Annotated in this window: 16 protein-coding genes; 6 read left to right on the forward strand and 10 right to left on the reverse strand. The window is 66.0% G+C overall.

All coding sequences use genetic code 11. From position 1 onward, the window contains the following. Positions 1-45 precede the first annotated feature (45 nt). The 5 genes from METH_RS08845 to METH_RS08865 all read left to right on the forward strand — a co-directional run bounded on the left by METH_RS08845 (position 46) and on the right by METH_RS08865 (position 5,877). Positions 46-1,236 carry a phosphoglycerate kinase gene (locus METH_RS08845; RefSeq protein WP_024090101.1) on the forward strand — a complete coding sequence of 397 codons (1,191 nt, stop codon included), beginning with the start codon at positions 46-48 and terminating at the stop codon, positions 1,234-1,236. Between the two features lie 258 nt (positions 1,237-1,494). Further along, a complete protein-coding gene (locus METH_RS08850; RefSeq protein ID WP_024090102.1) occupies positions 1,495-1,794 on the forward strand; it encodes an FtsB family cell division protein in 300 nt (99 codons plus the stop codon). A 343-nt stretch (positions 1,795-2,137) separates the two neighbouring features. Continuing rightward, complete coding sequence (pdhA, locus tag METH_RS08855; RefSeq protein WP_024090103.1) at positions 2,138-3,151, forward strand: pyruvate dehydrogenase (acetyl-transferring) E1 component subunit alpha; 1,014 nt, start codon at positions 2,138-2,140, stop codon at positions 3,149-3,151. Between the two features lie 15 nt (positions 3,152-3,166). Beyond that, positions 3,167-4,540 (forward strand): pyruvate dehydrogenase complex E1 component subunit beta, encoded by a 1,374-nt coding sequence (locus tag METH_RS08860; RefSeq protein ID WP_024090104.1) that lies wholly within the window; start codon positions 3,167-3,169, stop codon positions 4,538-4,540. An 11-nt stretch (positions 4,541-4,551) separates the two neighbouring features. Continuing rightward, positions 4,552-5,877 (forward strand): pyruvate dehydrogenase complex dihydrolipoamide acetyltransferase, encoded by a 1,326-nt coding sequence (locus tag METH_RS08865; protein WP_024090105.1) that lies wholly within the window; start codon positions 4,552-4,554, stop codon positions 5,875-5,877. A 196-nt stretch (positions 5,878-6,073) separates the two neighbouring features. On the opposite strand, the gene cysE is transcribed toward METH_RS08865, so the two are convergent. After that, a complete protein-coding gene (gene cysE, locus METH_RS08870; RefSeq protein WP_024090106.1) occupies positions 6,074-6,895 on the reverse strand; it encodes a serine O-acetyltransferase in 822 nt (273 codons plus the stop codon). An 84-nt stretch (positions 6,896-6,979) separates the two neighbouring features. Here cysE and METH_RS08875 point away from each other — a divergent pair, with 84 nt between their 5' ends. After that, positions 6,980-7,318, forward strand: a complete 339-nt coding sequence (locus METH_RS08875; protein WP_024090107.1) for a TraR/DksA family transcriptional regulator — start codon at positions 6,980-6,982, stop codon at positions 7,316-7,318. A 242-nt stretch (positions 7,319-7,560) separates the two neighbouring features. On the opposite strand, the gene METH_RS08880 is transcribed toward METH_RS08875, so the two are convergent. Genes METH_RS08880 through METH_RS08920 form a run of 9 tightly spaced genes read right to left on the reverse strand, consistent with a single transcriptional unit; the run spans position 7,561 to position 15,451 of the window. Continuing rightward, positions 7,561-7,869: a DUF7742 family protein gene (locus tag METH_RS08880; protein ID WP_044008372.1), complete on the reverse strand. Its 309-nt coding sequence runs from the start codon at positions 7,867-7,869 to the stop codon at positions 7,561-7,563. After that, positions 7,866-11,780: a baseplate multidomain protein megatron gene (locus tag METH_RS08885; protein WP_024090110.1), complete on the reverse strand. Its 3,915-nt coding sequence runs from the start codon at positions 11,778-11,780 to the stop codon at positions 7,866-7,868. The genes METH_RS08880 and METH_RS08885 overlap by 4 nt, the downstream gene beginning before the upstream one ends. After that, positions 11,780-12,319: a C40 family peptidase gene (locus tag METH_RS08890; protein ID WP_044008373.1), complete on the reverse strand. Its 540-nt coding sequence runs from the start codon at positions 12,317-12,319 to the stop codon at positions 11,780-11,782. The genes METH_RS08885 and METH_RS08890 overlap by 1 nt, the downstream gene beginning before the upstream one ends. Beyond that, complete coding sequence (locus METH_RS08895) at positions 12,316-13,203, reverse strand: DUF2163 domain-containing protein (protein ID WP_024090112.1); 888 nt, start codon at positions 13,201-13,203, stop codon at positions 12,316-12,318. Before METH_RS08895 ends, METH_RS08890 begins: the two co-directional genes overlap by 4 nt. Next, positions 13,200-13,832 (reverse strand): DUF2460 domain-containing protein, encoded by a 633-nt coding sequence (locus METH_RS08900; protein WP_024090113.1) that lies wholly within the window; start codon positions 13,830-13,832, stop codon positions 13,200-13,202. The genes METH_RS08895 and METH_RS08900 overlap by 4 nt, the downstream gene beginning before the upstream one ends. A gap of 17 nt (positions 13,833-13,849) precedes the next feature. Continuing rightward, on the reverse strand, positions 13,850-14,509 hold the full coding sequence (locus tag METH_RS08905; RefSeq protein WP_024090114.1) for a phage tail tape measure protein: 660 nt from the start codon (positions 14,507-14,509) through the stop codon (positions 13,850-13,852). Beyond that, the gene (locus tag METH_RS08910) at positions 14,502-14,717 is read right to left on the reverse strand and encodes a rcc01693 family protein (protein WP_024090115.1); all 216 of its coding nucleotides are present in this window, start codon (positions 14,715-14,717) and stop codon (positions 14,502-14,504) included. The genes METH_RS08905 and METH_RS08910 overlap by 8 nt, the downstream gene beginning before the upstream one ends. Continuing rightward, positions 14,714-15,034 (reverse strand): gene transfer agent family protein, encoded by a 321-nt coding sequence (locus METH_RS08915; RefSeq protein WP_024090116.1) that lies wholly within the window; start codon positions 15,032-15,034, stop codon positions 14,714-14,716. Before METH_RS08915 ends, METH_RS08910 begins: the two co-directional genes overlap by 4 nt. A 3-nt stretch (positions 15,035-15,037) precedes the next feature. Continuing rightward, positions 15,038-15,451, reverse strand: a complete 414-nt coding sequence (locus tag METH_RS08920) for a phage major tail protein, TP901-1 family (RefSeq protein ID WP_024090117.1) — start codon at positions 15,449-15,451, stop codon at positions 15,038-15,040. Positions 15,452-15,454 lie beyond the last annotated feature (3 nt).

A 15,454-nucleotide genomic window follows, 5' to 3' on the forward strand; every position in this document is an offset into this window, starting at 1 on the left:
CAGCGGCCGGATTTACCTGCATTTTCACCATAAGGGGTCTCGCTGATGGGCTGGAAAACACTCGACGACATGGATCTGAACGGCAAGCGCGTGCTGCTGCGCGTCGACATCAACGTGCCGATCGTCGACGGGGTTGTCACCGACTCCACCCGCATCCGCCGCATCGCCCCCTCGGTGCGCGATATTCTGGCCGCCGGCGGCAAGCCGATCCTGCTGGCCCACTTCGGCCGTCCCGGCGGCGAGCGCCGCGAGAACCTGTCGCTGAACCAGCTGGTGCCGACGCTGGAACGCGCTTTTGAAACCCGGGTTCTGTTTGCCGCCGACTGCATCGGTGCTGGCGCCGAGGCCGCCGCAGACGCGCTGCAGCCGGGTGAGGTGCTGCTGCTGGAAAACACCCGCTTCCACGCCGCCGAGACCAAGAACGACCCCGAACTGGCCGCCGGCATGGCGCGTCTGGGCGAGGTTTACTGCAACGACGCCTTCTCTGCCGCCCACCGCGCGCATTCCTCTACCGAAGCCATCGCCCGGCTGCTGCCCGCCTGCGCCGGCCGTCTGATGCAGGCCGAGCTGCAGGCGCTGGAAAGCGCCCTGGGCCAGCCGCAGCGCCCGGTCACCGCGGTTGTCGGCGGCGCCAAGGTCTCGACCAAGCTGGAACTGCTGGGCAACCTGATCGAAAAGGTCGACCATTTGGTGATCGGCGGCGGCATGGCCAACACCTTCCTGGTGGCCAAGGGCCTGCCGGTCGGCATCTCGCTGGCCGAACGCATCATGAAGGACACCGCAGCCGGGATCCTCGCCAAGGCCGAGGCCGCGGGCTGCGAGATCATCCTGCCCTCCGACGTCGTGGTGGCGAAGAAATTCGAAGCCCACGCCGAGCATCAGGTGCTGCCCGCCGATGAATGCCCCGAGGATGGCATGATCCTGGATGCAGGCCCCGACAGCCTGGCCCGCATCAACGCGGTGTTCGAAGCCAGCAAGACGCTGATCTGGAACGGCCCCCTTGGCGCGTTTGAGCTGGAACCCTTCGACACGGCCACCAACGCCGCTGCACTGAAAGCCGCCGCGCTGACCCGCGCGGGCCGGCTGACCTCGGTTGCCGGCGGCGGCGACACCGTGGCCGCCCTGAACGCCTCCGGCGCTGCAGGCGATTTCACCTATATCTCCACCGCCGGCGGCGCCTTCCTGGAATGGATGGAAGGCAAGGAGCTTCCCGGCGTCGCAGCGCTGAACCAGTAAAAAAGAAGGCCCGCCCGGTCAGCCGGGCGGGGGCCATCGGGATGTTCCAGGCCCGGCAACGCGCGTTTCCCCCGGCGCGCGGCACAGCCCTCCCGCTCCGCCCGTTCCACACCGCCCTTTCCACGCCGCGCTCAGAAAAATCCCCCTGTGGACAGTTTTGGGATTCACAAGCCGATTCGGTTGTGGCATAACAGGGGCAGACGCCGGGAAACGGCGCAAAATCAAAAACTTGAGCAGTAACATACAGGCACCTCCAAAGTGACCCGAAGCAATCGCCCGTCGCTGGGCGCCATCGCCTTTTTTGCCACCGCTTTCGCGCTCAGCGCGTATTTTACCTTTGCGGCCGTGCAGGGCGACTTCGGTCTGTTCCGGAGGGTCGAGATTCAAGCCGAAGCAGAAGAACTGCGGCTGGATCTCGACCGCCTTCAGTCCCGGATCGGCAGCATGGAAAACCTGACCAGCCGCCTGTCCGACGACTATCTTGACCTTGACCTCCTGGATGAGCAGGCCCGCTCGGTGCTTGGCCTTGTCCGTGCGGACGAGATTGTCATCCGCTAAGGACGCACGGCCCTCCCCGGCGCCTCCGGCACAGCAGCCCTCCCTCCTCGGCGCGCCCCTTCTCCGGCAAGAATGCGGCTAGTGAAATTACCGCTTTTCCTGACCGGTATAATTTTGCAGACTTCCGCTACGCCTGCCCGGCCAAGGCGCCCGGCCTGCCGCGTTGCGGCTGTTTCGCCGGAACACCGCCCACGCCAAGGGCGGCGTGGCATTTTTGCGTTGCCCGGGCGGATTTTCACGCCGCGGAAACCCCGCAGCAGAATAACACTATCCAGCCGGGCCAAAACCGGATACTAACTGGTTTAACACTAAACTATCTAGCCTGCAGGGGGAGCCTACCACCATGGCCGCTAGGAAAAGCGCAAAGAAACCAAACGTTTCTGCCGAAGAGCTGACCAAGTACTATCGTGAGATGCTGCTGATCCGCCGATTCGAGGAAAAATCGGGCCAGCTATACGGCATGGGCCTGATCGGTGGCTTCTGCCACCTCTACATCGGCCAGGAAGCTGTTGTTGTCGGCCTTGAGGCCGCCGCCGAAGAAGGCGACAAACGCATCACCTCCTACCGCGACCACGGCCATATGCTGGCCTGCGGCATGGATCCCGATGGCGTCATGGCCGAGCTGACCGGCCGCGAAGGCGGCTATTCCAAGGGCAAGGGCGGCTCCATGCACATGTTCTCGAAAGAGAAGCATTTCTATGGCGGCCACGGCATCGTCGGCGCCCAGGTGCCGCTCGGCGCCGGCCTCGCCTTTGCCGACAAATACAAGGGCAACGGCCGCGTCACCTTCACCTATTTCGGCGACGGTGCGGCCAACCAGGGCCAGGTCTACGAGACCTTCAACATGGCCGCCCTGTGGAAACTGCCGGTGGTCTTCGTGATCGAGAACAACCAGTACGCCATGGGCACCTCGCAGCAGCGCTCCACCTCCAGCGCTGAAATCTGGGAACGCGGCAAGGCGTTCGGGATTCCGGGCGAGGCGGTCGACGGCATGAACGTGCTGTCGGTCAAAGAGGCCGGCGAACGCGCCGTCTCCCACTGCCGCAACGGCGACGGCCCCTATATCCTGGAAGTCAAAACCTACCGCTACCGCGGCCACTCGATGTCGGACCCGGCCAAGTACCGCACCCGCGAGGAAGTCCAGAAGATGCGCGAGGAGCGCGACCCGATCGAGCAGGTCCGCGAAATGCTGCTGACCGGCAAGCACGCCACCGAGGACGACCTCAAGGCGATCGACAAGGAGATCAAGGAGATCGTCAGCAAGTCCGCGGATTTTGCCAAGGACAGCCCGGAACCCGCGCTCGACGAGCTTTGGACCGACATTTACGCCGACGAAGTCCCGCAAGAGACCGCCTGAGGGGAAGAACAGAATATGGCAACCGAAATTCTTATGCCCGCCCTGTCGCCGACCATGGAAGAAGGCACGCTGGCCAAATGGCTGGTCAAGGAAGGCGATACCGTGAACTCCGGCGATATCATGGCCGAAATCGAAACCGACAAGGCCACGATGGAGTTCGAAGCTGTCGACGAAGGCATCGTCGGCAAGATCCTGATCGGTGAAGGCACCGAAGGCGTCAAGGTGAACACCCCGATCGCAGTGCTGGTCGAGGATGGCGAAAGCGCCGATGACTACGAGGCCGGCAGCGCCAAGGAAGAGGCCCCCGCCGCGGAAGCGCCGGCCGGCGAACCCGCCGCCGCCGCACCGCAGAAGGAACCCGCCGTTCCCGCCCGTGTGCTGGAACCGGACTACCCGGAAGGCACTGAAATGGTGCAGACCACGGTCCGCGAAGCCCTGCGCGACGCCATGGCCGAGGAAATGCGCCGCGACGAGGACGTGTTCCTGATGGGCGAGGAAGTCGCCGAATATCAGGGCGCCTATAAGATCTCCCAGGGCCTGCTGGATGAATTCGGCGCCAAGCGCGTCATCGACACGCCGATCACCGAACACGGCTTTGCCGGCATCGCCACCGGCGCGGCTTTCGCGGGTTTGCGCCCGATTGTCGAATTCATGACCTTCAACTTCGCCATGCAGGCGATTGACCAGATCATCAACTCGGCGGCCAAGACGCTGTATATGTCCGGCGGCCAGATGGGCGCTCCGATGGTGTTCCGCGGCCCCAACGGCGCGGCCGCCCGCGTTGGCGCCCAGCACTCCCAGGACTATGCCGCCTGGTACATGCAGATCCCGGGGCTGAAGGTGGTGATGCCCTACTCCGCGTCTGACGCCAAGGGCCTGATGAAATCCGCGATCCGCGATCCCAACCCGGTGATCTTCCTCGAGAACGAGATCCTCTATGGCCGCGCCTTCGACGTGCCCAAGCTGGATGATTACACCGTTCCCCTCGGCAAGGCCCGGATCTGGCGGGAAGGCACCGACGCGACCATCGTCTCCTTCGGCATCGGCATGACCTATGCGCTGGAAGCGGCTGACAAACTGGCTCAGGACGGCATCTCGGCCGAGGTCATCGACCTGCGCACCATCCGCCCGATGGACCTGCCCACGGTGATCGCTTCGGTGCAGAAGACAAACCGCCTGGTCACGGTCGAAGAAGGCTGGCCGCAGGGTTCGGTCGGCAGCTACATCGCCTCGGAAGTGATGCAGCAGGCCTTCGATTACCTCGATGCGCCGGTCATCACCTGCACCGGCAAGGACGTGCCCATGCCCTATGCCGCCAACCTGGAACGCCACGCGCTGATCACCACGGACGAGGTGGTCGAAGCCGTGAAGCAAGTGACCTACCGGTAAGGAGCCTCAAGATGCCCACTGAAATCCTGATGCCCGCTCTGTCCCCCACGATGGAGGAAGGCACCCTTGCCAAATGGCTGGTCAAGGAAGGCGATACCGTCTCCTCCGGCGACCTGCTGGCCGAGATTGAAACCGACAAGGCCACCATGGAGTTCGAAGCCGTGGACGAAGGCGTGGTCGGCAAGATCCTGATCTCCGAAGGCTCCGAGGGGGTGAAGGTGAACACCCCCATCGCGGTGCTGCTGGAAGACGGCGAAAGCGCCGATGACATCCAGGCCTCCGGGACATCCGGCGGCGATGCTGCCCCGGCCAAGGCAGACGCCCCGGCGGCATCCGAAGCCTCCGCCTCCGCCCCCAAGGAAGCAGTCAATGCCGCCCCCGCCGCGCCGCAGGGCGCCGACGGCAGCCGGATCTTTGCCTCGCCCTTGGCCCGCCGCATTGCCGCGGACAAGGGGCTGGACCTGAGCCAGATCACGGGCTCCGGTCCCAAAGGCCGCATCGTTAAGGCCGACGTCGAAAGCGCCAAACCGCAGGCTGCAGCCGCTGCCGCAAAAGCCGGTGCCGCACCCGCCGCCGCAGCCCCGGCTGCCGCAGCACCGGCAACCGGCCCCTCGGCAGACATGGTTGCGCGGATGTACGAAGGCCGCGAGTTTGAGGAAGTCAAACTGGACGGCATGCGCAAAACCATCGCTGCCCGCCTCACCGAGGCCAAGCAGACGGTGCCGCATTTCTACCTGCGCCGCGACATCCAGCTGGATGCGCTGCTGAAATTCCGCGGTGAGCTGAACAAGCAGCTTGAAGGCCGCGGTGTGAAGCTTTCGGTCAACGACTTCATCATCAAGGCCTGCGCCCTGGCGCTGCAATCGGTGCCGGATGCCAATGCCGTCTGGGCCGGCGACCGGGTGCTGAAAATGAAAGCCTCGGATGTGGCCGTTGCTGTCGCCATCGAAGGCGGGCTGTTCACCCCGGTTCTGCAGGACAGCGACATGAAATCGCTGTCGGCGCTGTCGACAGAAATGAAGGATCTGGCCAAACGCGCCCGCGACCGCAAGCTTGCGCCGCATGAATACCAGGGCGGCTCCTTCGCGATCTCCAACCTCGGCATGTTCGGCATCGACAATTTCGATGCCATCGTGAACCCGCCGCATGCCGGCATCCTGGCCGTAGGCGCCGGCGTCAAAAAGCCCATCGTCGGCAAGGATGGCGAACTGGCCGTGGCCACCGTGATGTCGGTGACCCTGTCGGTCGACCACCGGGTGATCGACGGTGCTCTTGGCGCAGAACTCCTGAACGCGATCAAGGACAACCTGGAAAACCCGATGGTGATGCTGGCCTGATCCGCGTCCACTGCAAAACAGGAAAAAGCCCCGGCTCAGCGCCGGGGCTTTTTCTGTATCGGCCTGTTCTGATTAAGCCTGTTCTGTATCAGCCTGCGGCCCGCAGCCACCCGCCGGGCCGTCCGAAGGAGGAGCCTTCAAACAGCCGCTCTATCTTTCCGGAAATATTCAAATTCCCGGGCCGGAACCGGGCGGCTCACTCCGCGGGAGACGACCCCGCCGGCACCACCTGGTCCATATTGACCGAGGGCTGATCACACCCCGCTTCGCCGACAATCCTGGCCGGCACGCCCGCCACTGTGGTGCAGGGCGGCACCTCCTCCAGCACCACCGACCCGGCGGCAATCCGGCTGCAATGTCCGACCTTGATATTGCCCAGAACCTTGGCGCCGGCCCCGATCAGCACGCCGTCGCCGATCTTGGGATGGCGGTCCTGCTCTTCCTTGCCGGTGCCGCCCAGGGTCACCGAATGCAGCATTGACACATTGTCGCCCACCACCGCGGTTTCACCGATCACGATGGAATGGGCATGGTCGATCATGATCCCCTTGCCGATCCGGGCGCCTGGGTGGATGTCGATGCCAAAGATCTCGGATGTGCGCATCTGAATGAAATAGGCCAGATCCTTCTGCCCCTGCTCCATCAGGTAATGGCTGACCCGGTAGGCCTGCACCGCCTGGAACCCCTTGAAATAGAGGATCGGCTGCAGCAGCCGGTGGCTGGCCGGATCGCGCTCGTTGATCGCCATCAGGTCGGCGCGGGCGGCCTCCACCAGTTCCGGGCAGTCCGCATAGGCGTCATCGACAATTTCCCGCAGGATTGTCATCGACATCTCGTTCGAGGACAGCTTGGCGGCAATCCGGTAGGACAGCGCTTTTTCCAAGGTTTTGTGATGCAGGATACAGGCATGGACCAGCCCGCCCATCAGCGGCTGGGTGGCAACAGCCTCCTCAGCTTCGCGGGTGATGCGGTCCCATACGGGATCCACCGGAGTAACGGCTTGCTGTGTTTTTGCCATGGGTCAAGATCCTTTCTCCGCTCAGATTACCCATCTAAGATGCTTTTCAGCAAACGCAAACCCGTGATGGAGGATATTTTCGAAATGAATGAGTCCGCTCAGGCGGCGCTGAAGCTGCAGATCACCGCCCGGCTCAAGGCGCTGGCAGCCGAGGATACCCTTGGGGAAAAGGCGCGGGGCGTGGTGGAGCTGGACCAGCAGATGGTGGGCCGCCTGTCGCGCATGGATGCGCTGCAGATGCAGGCCATGGCCAGGGCCCAGGCCGCCCGCCGCGCGGTCGAAGCACAGCGCCTGCAGTCCGCCCTCGCCCGCATGGACGCAAAGGAGTATGGCTATTGCGAGAACTGCGGCGAGGACATCGCCCCGAAACGGCTCCAGCTGTATCCGGCAGCGCTCAAGTGCATGTCCTGCGCCTCGGGCTAGGTCCGCGCGGAGGGATTTCGCCCCGGGCCTTGCCCGAAACGACCGGCGCCGCGCGCCTGCGCCCCCGCCGCCTTCCCGGTTTTGAGAACCAGCCTGACAGCCGCAACGGCAAGCCGCGGCCAAGGGCGCCGGGCCTTCCGGTCCTGCTTGATCCCGGCGGTCTGCATGGGCGCGCACCCGCGCCGCTGCCGCAGGCAGGCGGCGCCGCGCCCAACGGCCGGCCGGGCAGGTTTCTGCCCGGGTCAGCGGGCGGGAGCCTCCCCGCCAGTCTCCAGATGCGCCGCCAGTTCGCGCAGCACCAGCCGGGTGCAGCGCAGATACTCCGGATCCTCCAGACACACCTCATCCGCCAAATCAAACCGGCGCGCTGCCGCACTCAGGCTCCCGTCGCCCCAGCGCGGATGCAGCCGGCAAAACAGCGCCGTATGCGCCGCAGCCTCTGCCGCGCCGCCAAAGATGCGGCGGCACAGGCGCAGGCGCTCCGCGTCCCCAGCCGCCAGCAGGGCCCGGGCCACCGCTGCAACATCGCCAGGCAGAACCGGCTGCATCATCCCAGCACAGCCCGCGCCGCCGGCCCTGCTCCGAACCGCGCCGACCGCTGCGCCACTTCCAGAATGTCACCGGCCAGCACGCCGTCCTCGGCTTGCGCTGCCGCAGGATAGGACCACTCCGGCGTCGCAGCCGCCGCCTCCCGCAGCACCGTGCCGCCGCGCATCACCCGGATGCGGTAGGATTCGACCTCCTCGCCCAGCGGCACGTCCTCCAGCTCCCAGCTGTCGCCCTCGATCCTTGTGCGGCGGATCCAGGCGGCACTGATGTCCGCCCCCAGGGCCCCGTCCAGCCGCAAATGCACCGGCGCATAGGGACGCAGCCCGATGCCGTCAAAGCTCTCCTGCAAATGCACATAAGACGGATCCTCCAGCGCCCGCCGGGCCGGGCCGATCCGGTAATGCCGCAGCCTGCGGCGCTGTTCCGGCGCCAGTTCCATCTGCACCGGCGAACCATCCAGCAGCACCGCATAAGACCCGGCAGGCCAGGCATCCGGCATCAGCGCATCCGTGCCCTGCTGGCCGCGCAAACGGCCGCGCAGAAGGTAGGTCTGCGGCGCGATCAGCTCGGCCTCGCGGAACTGGAACAGCTCCCAATTGCCTGGTGTGCCATCGCCGATGGCGGCGGCATTGGCGCCATTCAGGACCGCCTCCGCGGTGCGGCTCTCCAGCGCGCCCGAGATCAGCTTTACCTGCAGATCCGCCCCCAGATCCCAGCGGCCCGCAGCCGCGGCCAGCAGCGGCGTTTGTGTCACCCCGACCACCTGACGTGCGGCAACCACCTGTTCCAGCGCGTAATTCTCATCCTCGCCGGATCCGTAAACCGCCACGCTGCCGGGCCAGGCTTCCGCCGTCACCGCCAGATGCGGCGCATGCGGCACCTCGTTGCCGCGCATCAAGGGCAGATCCATGAACAAGGGCAGCACCGGCCCGGGGGCGGCAAAGGCCTTGCCCCCCGGCAGCTCCTCCGCCACCGCGGCCAGGTCATAGACGCCGGGCTCGATCCGCACCGCCTCCACCATCTGCGCCTCGGCCTGCTCCACCCGGTCAATCCGGTACAGCTGCTCCCCGCCCTCCAACGGCAAGGCGACCACATCCCCCGCCCCCAGATGCAGCATCGAGGGCGGCAGCGAGAACCGCGCAATGTCGCGCGAAATCCGAGACTCGGCCAGCCAGCGGCTGACCACCTGCCGCGCCTCGGCACGGGTCAGCGCCAGCGGCAGCTCGTTCTGGCTGACAGAATGCGTGGCCTCATCCGGCAGCACCGCCTCAACCGAGCCTACCGCATGATCGCCGCCCCATTCGGTGAACCGCAGCCGCACCCGGCCTGCCAGTTCCGCCGCGCCGGCCCGGCTCAGCTCGGTGGTGCCGCCCAGCTCATCGCTCTCTGCCAGATGCTCCAGCGCCAGCCTTTCGGCGCCGCTGCCCTTGCGCATCCGGAACATCAGAAGCCCGCCGCGTTCCACCGCATCGAACCCGTGCCGCAGCATCAGGGGCTGCAGTACCGTGCGGGCCTCCGCGACATCCGGGGTCACAAGCCCGTGCACCACGCCGTAAAGCTGCGACACATCAATGTCATAAAGGCCGGCCCGGTGGCAGACCTCCTCCACCACCGAAGCCAGGGTGCGCTGCCCGGCGCGCCCGTTCAGCCAATGGCCGCGCAGGTAGTTTTCACCGTCGTTCCAGATCTCCACGCGGCTCGGGAAGGCCGGAAACGGCCGCGCGTCCCAGGCCCAGACATAGGCGTTGGCCATGTCCAGCATCCGACCCTCGTATTCCTCCGACAGCGGGTTGTTGGCGGCCTCCCCCCAATATCCGAGAATCGCGCGCAGATAGGCGATCTGCATAAGATCATCCCGCAACCCTTTGGAATGACGCGGCAGTTTTGATTCCGAGCTTTTCGGGTCCAGAAACTTGTTCGGCTGGTTGCTGCCCTTGTCGATGGCGGCGCAGCCCAGTTCGGTGAACCAAACAGGCTTTGACTGCGGCACCCAACCGGTCGGCACCGCCTGCCGCACCCCGCCGATCCGCTCGTGATGCGCGTGCGCCCACCAGCTGCGGATATCCTTGTAGCGCCAGATCCAGGGTTCCTCATGGGCGCCGTCGGTGATCGGGGTGCGGATCTGCGCGTCCCGGGCTTCGGCTGAATGATAATACCAGTCAAACCCCTCGCCGCCCTCCACATTGCTGCGCAGGTAGTCGCGGTCATAGACCGCCGGCACGCCGGATTGCGCATCCAGATGGTCCTCGCCCTCGCGCCAGTCGGACAGCGGCATGTAATTGTCGATGCCGATGAAATCGATATTGGCGTCCGCCCACAGCGGATCCAGATGAAAATACCGGTCGCCTTCGGGCGATTGATAGCCCCAGTACTCGGACCAGTCGGCGGCATAGCCGATCTTGGTCTCCGCCCCCAGCAGGATGCGCACCTCAGCCGCCAGCGCCCGCAGGGCGGCCACCGCCGGAAAGCCGCCGGCGCCGCGGATCTGCGTCAGCGCCCGCATTTCCGAGCTGATGCAAAAGGCCTCTACCCCGCCCGCCGCCGCACAGAGCGCCGCATTGTGCAGGATAAACCGGCTGAGGCTCCACTCGTCCGGCCCGGTATAGGCAACGCTGCCGCCGCCCACCGCAAAATCCGCCGCGGTGACACTGCCAAAGAAGTCCGCCACCTCGGCATCCGCAGCCGCGGTGCCATCAGCGGAGCCGGGCCGGCCGGGCGCCGCTGACAGGGTAATCCGCCCGCGCCAGGGCAGATGCGGCTGGCTGGCGCCGCCGGTCCAGGGATCGGGCAATGCGTTGCCCTCTGCCTGATCCATCAGGATGAAAGGGTAAAACATCACCCTGAGGCCGCGCGCCTGCATCTCGCGGATCGACTGAACCACCGCGGCATCCGCCGGCGTGCCGCCATAAAGCGGTTCGCCGTCCTGCTTCAGCACTTCATCTGCGGTGTTCCGGTCAAGCCCGCTGACTGTCCACGGCATATCTCCTTCGGCGGTCTTATGTTCCACCTTCGGTTTCAGCCTGCAACTGCCGCAGCGCAGATCATCGCCGAACCAGGACACAATCAGCGAGGCGGCACCGCAGGACGGCAGCTCGGCCTCCAGCGCGTTCAGCGAGGTCTTGAGGTCGCTCAGCCCCGAGGGCGTATGCTGGTTCGCCGGTTTCGACGATCCCGGCCCGCCGCCATAGAACACCGGATCCGCCGCCAGCGCGTATTCACCGGTGCCCGGCATCAGTGCCACCCCCTGCACCAAGCGGCCCAGGTCCTGCGCGTGGGTGCTGCTGGCGGGCTGTTCGGGCCGCAGCACATCGAAGGAGAACTGCGGCACCCGGTTGCCAAAGCGCGCAAGGTCGAGGTTTTCCATCACCACATAGGCGGTGCCGCGGTAGGCCGGCACCCGGCCGGCGCCTTCGACCGCTTCCATCACCGGATCGGGCAGCTGGTCCATGCCGCCGGTGTAGACGGTCATGTTCAGATCCTTCGGCGCCACTTCCTCGCCATCGGCCCAGACGCGGGAGACATGGGCGACCTCGCCTTCGCACAGCGCAATCGCCAGCGACACGGAATAGCTGTAGCTGGTCACCTGCGGCTGGCTGGGCCGCCCCTTGCCGCCGCCGCCGCTGACCGATGAGGTTTCCAGAAACTGCGAGGCCCAGATCACCTGGCCGCCCAGCCGCATCCGGCCATAGACCTGCGCCACCGGCGCGCCTTCGCTGGCCTGGGTCAGGCGGAAACGGTCGACCTTGCCGGTCTCCACCGGGTCGGCGCCGCTGCCCAGGAGCCGTTCGTCGATCATCCGGCCCAAGGTTGCGCCCACGGCGCGGCCAATGACGGCCGAAGACAGCCCCGCCACGGAGCCGCCGATTGTGCCGCCGATGGCAGCACCGGCAGCAGAAAGAAGAATGGTTGCCATCAGATCAGCTCCTTCGGGAATTGAAACCGCGCCACGATCCGGCGCTGCCAGGGCGGGCTCAGCGGGCTTTCGACAACCCCGCGGCCGGCATAGGCGTGGATGAAGGACGGAACATTGCCTTTGTGTTCCACCTGGCCGAAGGCCGGGCAGCGCCCGTCCGCCCGCCCGGGCCGGCGCTTCCCGCCCCCCCGCGGCCGGGCACGGCCCGCACCGCTTTGAAAAGAAACTTCAGACTGAACCCCCAGGTGCTTGGCCACCGAGCCGTCGCGCATCCGGAACAGGATCACATCGCCGGGGGCGGCATCGCCCAGAGGTTTCGCCAGCAAATGCCGCGCCGCGGCCTGCCACAGCGCCTCCGCTCCCTGCGGTTCGGACCAGTCCATCGTATAGGCAGGCGGTGCCTCGGGCTCAGCCCCGTACAGCTCGCGCCACAGGCCCCGGATCAGGCCCAGGCAATCGCAGCCCGCGCCCTTGCACGCGGCCTGATGCACATAGGGCGTGCCGATCCAGCCCCGCGCTGCGGAAACCACCCGGCTCACCTGCGGCTTCCCCCGGTGTTCACACCGGACTGCCGCGGCACCGCGATCAGCCAGTCTTCGCCCGGAATATCCGGGAAGCCCTGAAAGTTCAGCAGGTTGTTGAATTTCAGCCGGCAGGTTTCCATGCGCTTGTCGCAGCCTGCCTCAAGCCGGACCCTGTCGCCCGGACTCACCGCCGCACGGACCGGTTCCCACAGGGTGATCCGGCGCCCGTCAGTGCTGCTCTGGTCCGCCTTCACGGCGGCCCACAGGCCCTCTGCGGCTCCGCTCAGCACCGTCAGCCGCCCGCCGGTGAACCAATCCGCCTCAAACCCCGGCAAAGCCTCCCAGCCGAACACCTCGCAGCGCGCGACCTCCACCGCTTCCAGCTCGACGGCATAACCCGGCGTCTGCAGGTCGAACCGGCAGGCCGCATCGCCCAGCACCGCGGTGCAGGGTTTCTGATAAATCCGCCCCAGCGGCTGGTTCAGCGCCTCGGCAAGCCCGCGCAGCTCTGCCTCAAACGCGCCGCCCGCGCGGCGGATTTCACCGATCGAGCCGCGGAACTGCAGCCAGCGCATCGAAACATCGCGCCAGTTGACCAGCCAGCAGCGCACCCCGGCGCCATCGAACCGGCCGGCCTCGATATCCTCTGCGCGCAGGGCGGCGTCGCTCAGCACCCCCAGCGCCTCGGTGTTGTCGACCGACAGGCCGGTGGTCTGCTGCACCGCCCGCGCCGTCAGCCCGCTGCCGGGCTGAAACGCCAGCCCGTCAAAGGACAAAGCACAGTCATGATCAGTAAATCCCAGCATGGTGCCGTCGCGCCGTTCCAGCGCCCAGGCCCGGCAGAGCGTGGTGATCCCGCTTTTAAGATGGCCGTGCAAGCTGTTGGAAAGACGGCTCATACCCGCACCTCCACCACCGGCACCGCGGGCGCTTCACCGGCCTGAAAGGACGCCACGCTGGTCTGGATGCTGCCGGTGTCAAACCGCACCGGCACGTCGAATTCGAACCCCGCCCGGATGCTCAGGCCGATCTCCGGCGGATGCGCCAGGGTGATCATCCCGGTGACGGTGTCCAGCTCGTAATCCACGCCTTCGCGCAGCTCGTCCTGCTCAATGCCGACCCGAACGGAGCCCGCCACCGGCTTGGCAATCGGGCGCTGATAGGTGAACTCACCCGAGCGGTAGCTCTTGGCCAGCTGGAACGTCACGGTGCTGCCGTCGCCGGTGGCAATCACCTGATCGCGGAAATCCGGATCGGCGCTGGGCCGGGCGGATTTGTAATCGCTCCAGTCCTTCCAGCGGAAGCCGTAAAGCTGCCCCTGGCGGGCCTCGAAAAAGGCGATCAGCACCTCGATATCCTCCAGCGCGCGCAGGCCGAGACCGGCGTCATAGCGGCGGCGGGAGTGCGCCCAGGGGGTGTTGCGCTCCTCGAACCCGTTGGCCAGGGTCACCACATCGGTGCGCCGTTCCGGACCGCCGACCGAGCCGAAACTGAGAGAGGCGGGAAATCGGACTTCGTGAAAATTCATGGACTTACCCTCCGTCCTTAACGGTTTCTTCCGCCGCGGCTCAGCGCGCGGGACAGCTGTGCGGCGATCTGGCTGCGGCTGCGTTCAAAGCCTTTGACGTCGGGGGTAGTGACATTCATCACCACATTGACCCCGCCGCCGCCCTGGCTGCGCACGCCCAGCGACCCATCAGCGCCGCGGGTCAGCGGCAGGATCGCCTCCGGCCCTGCTTCGCCCATCAGCCCGGTGGCACCGCGCATCGGAAAACTGACCGGCCCGGTGACAACGCCGCCCTTGGCAAAAGGCATCACCTTGCCCTGGCTGAAGGCGGCGCCGCCAGCAAAGGGCAGGATGCTGCCGATCAGGCTGCCGATGCCATCGGAGATCAGCCCGCCCGCATGGTTCGCCACCGGCTTCATCGCGGCGTTATAGGTGGTGCGGATCATTGAGCGGGCGAGCCTGTCCATCGACGCGGACAGGCTGTCGCCGTCGAACACCAGCCCGTCAAAAGCGCGGCGCAAGCCCTTGGAAAGACTGCGGTCCAGGACCTGCGCGTCGCGTCCGGTTTCGGAAAATCCTTCCTTCACCCGCCCCAGCACCTCGGCAAAGGCCGCGGCCATGCCGGAGGCGCCGTCAAGCGCTTCCCCCAACGCCTCGCCCTGCAATTCCAGTTCTGCCATTGATGTTGAATCAGTCACCTGTCGTCTCCTTGTCCTGTGGCGGCGCGATGTCCGGGAAGGCCTGCATCAGCGCCGCCATCCGGTCGCGGCCCAGAGGTTGCGGCGCTGCGGCTTCGCCCAGCATCAGCCGCAGTTCTGCCGGGGTGAGCTGCCAGAAATCGCGCGGCAGCAATTTCAGCCCGGCCATCCCGGCGCGCATCAGGGCGGGCCAGTCGAGCGTGCTCACAGGCTGTCCGGCACGGTGAAGCTGCGCACCAGCAGGTCTGCCGCCACCTTCGCCGCCTGCATCGGACCGCCGGTGATTGCAGCAGATGCCAAGGCTTCACGGCTCAGCTCATGGCCGCCGCCCTGCAGGCCGGCCGCAAGCAGCGCCAGCACGTCGCGGGCCGAAAACCGGCCCTGTTCGAACCGCTGCACCAGATCCACCAGCGTGCCTTCCTCCAGCGAATCCTCAAGCCCCGCCAGCGCGCCAAGGGTCAGCTTCAGCGCGTAAGGGGTTCCATTCACGATCAATTCCGCCTCTCCGGCCTGCGGGTTCACCATCGTTCAAACCGCCGTAAAGCTGAGAGCACCGGCGCTGGCCAGTGACAGCTCATAGGTGGCTTCGCCATTGTGGCTGCCGGCATATTCCAGCGCGGTCACCTGAAAGGCGCCCTGCACGATGCCGAAATCGGGAATGATGATCTGGAAGTCCGGTGTCAGCCCTTCAAAGAACAGCTGCCTTGCGCGTTCGTCCGTCGCCTCGTCCCGGAAAATGCCGGAACCGGAGATACTGGCCGAGCGCACCCCGGCGCCGGCCAGCAGCTCGCGCCAGCCGCCCTGGCTTTCGAGGCTGGTCACATCGACGCTTTCAGCGTTGAAGCTGATCCGTGTGGCGCGCAGGCCCGCGATGGTCTCGAACAGGCCGGCGCCGTTCATGTCCACTTTGACCAAAAGGTCCTTGCCGTTTTGAATTGTCATGGG

The sequence above is a fragment of the Leisingera methylohalidivorans DSM 14336 genome, from assembly GCF_000511355.1.
In the GTDB taxonomy this organism is placed as follows: Bacteria; Pseudomonadota; Alphaproteobacteria; order Rhodobacterales; family Rhodobacteraceae; genus Leisingera; species Leisingera methylohalidivorans.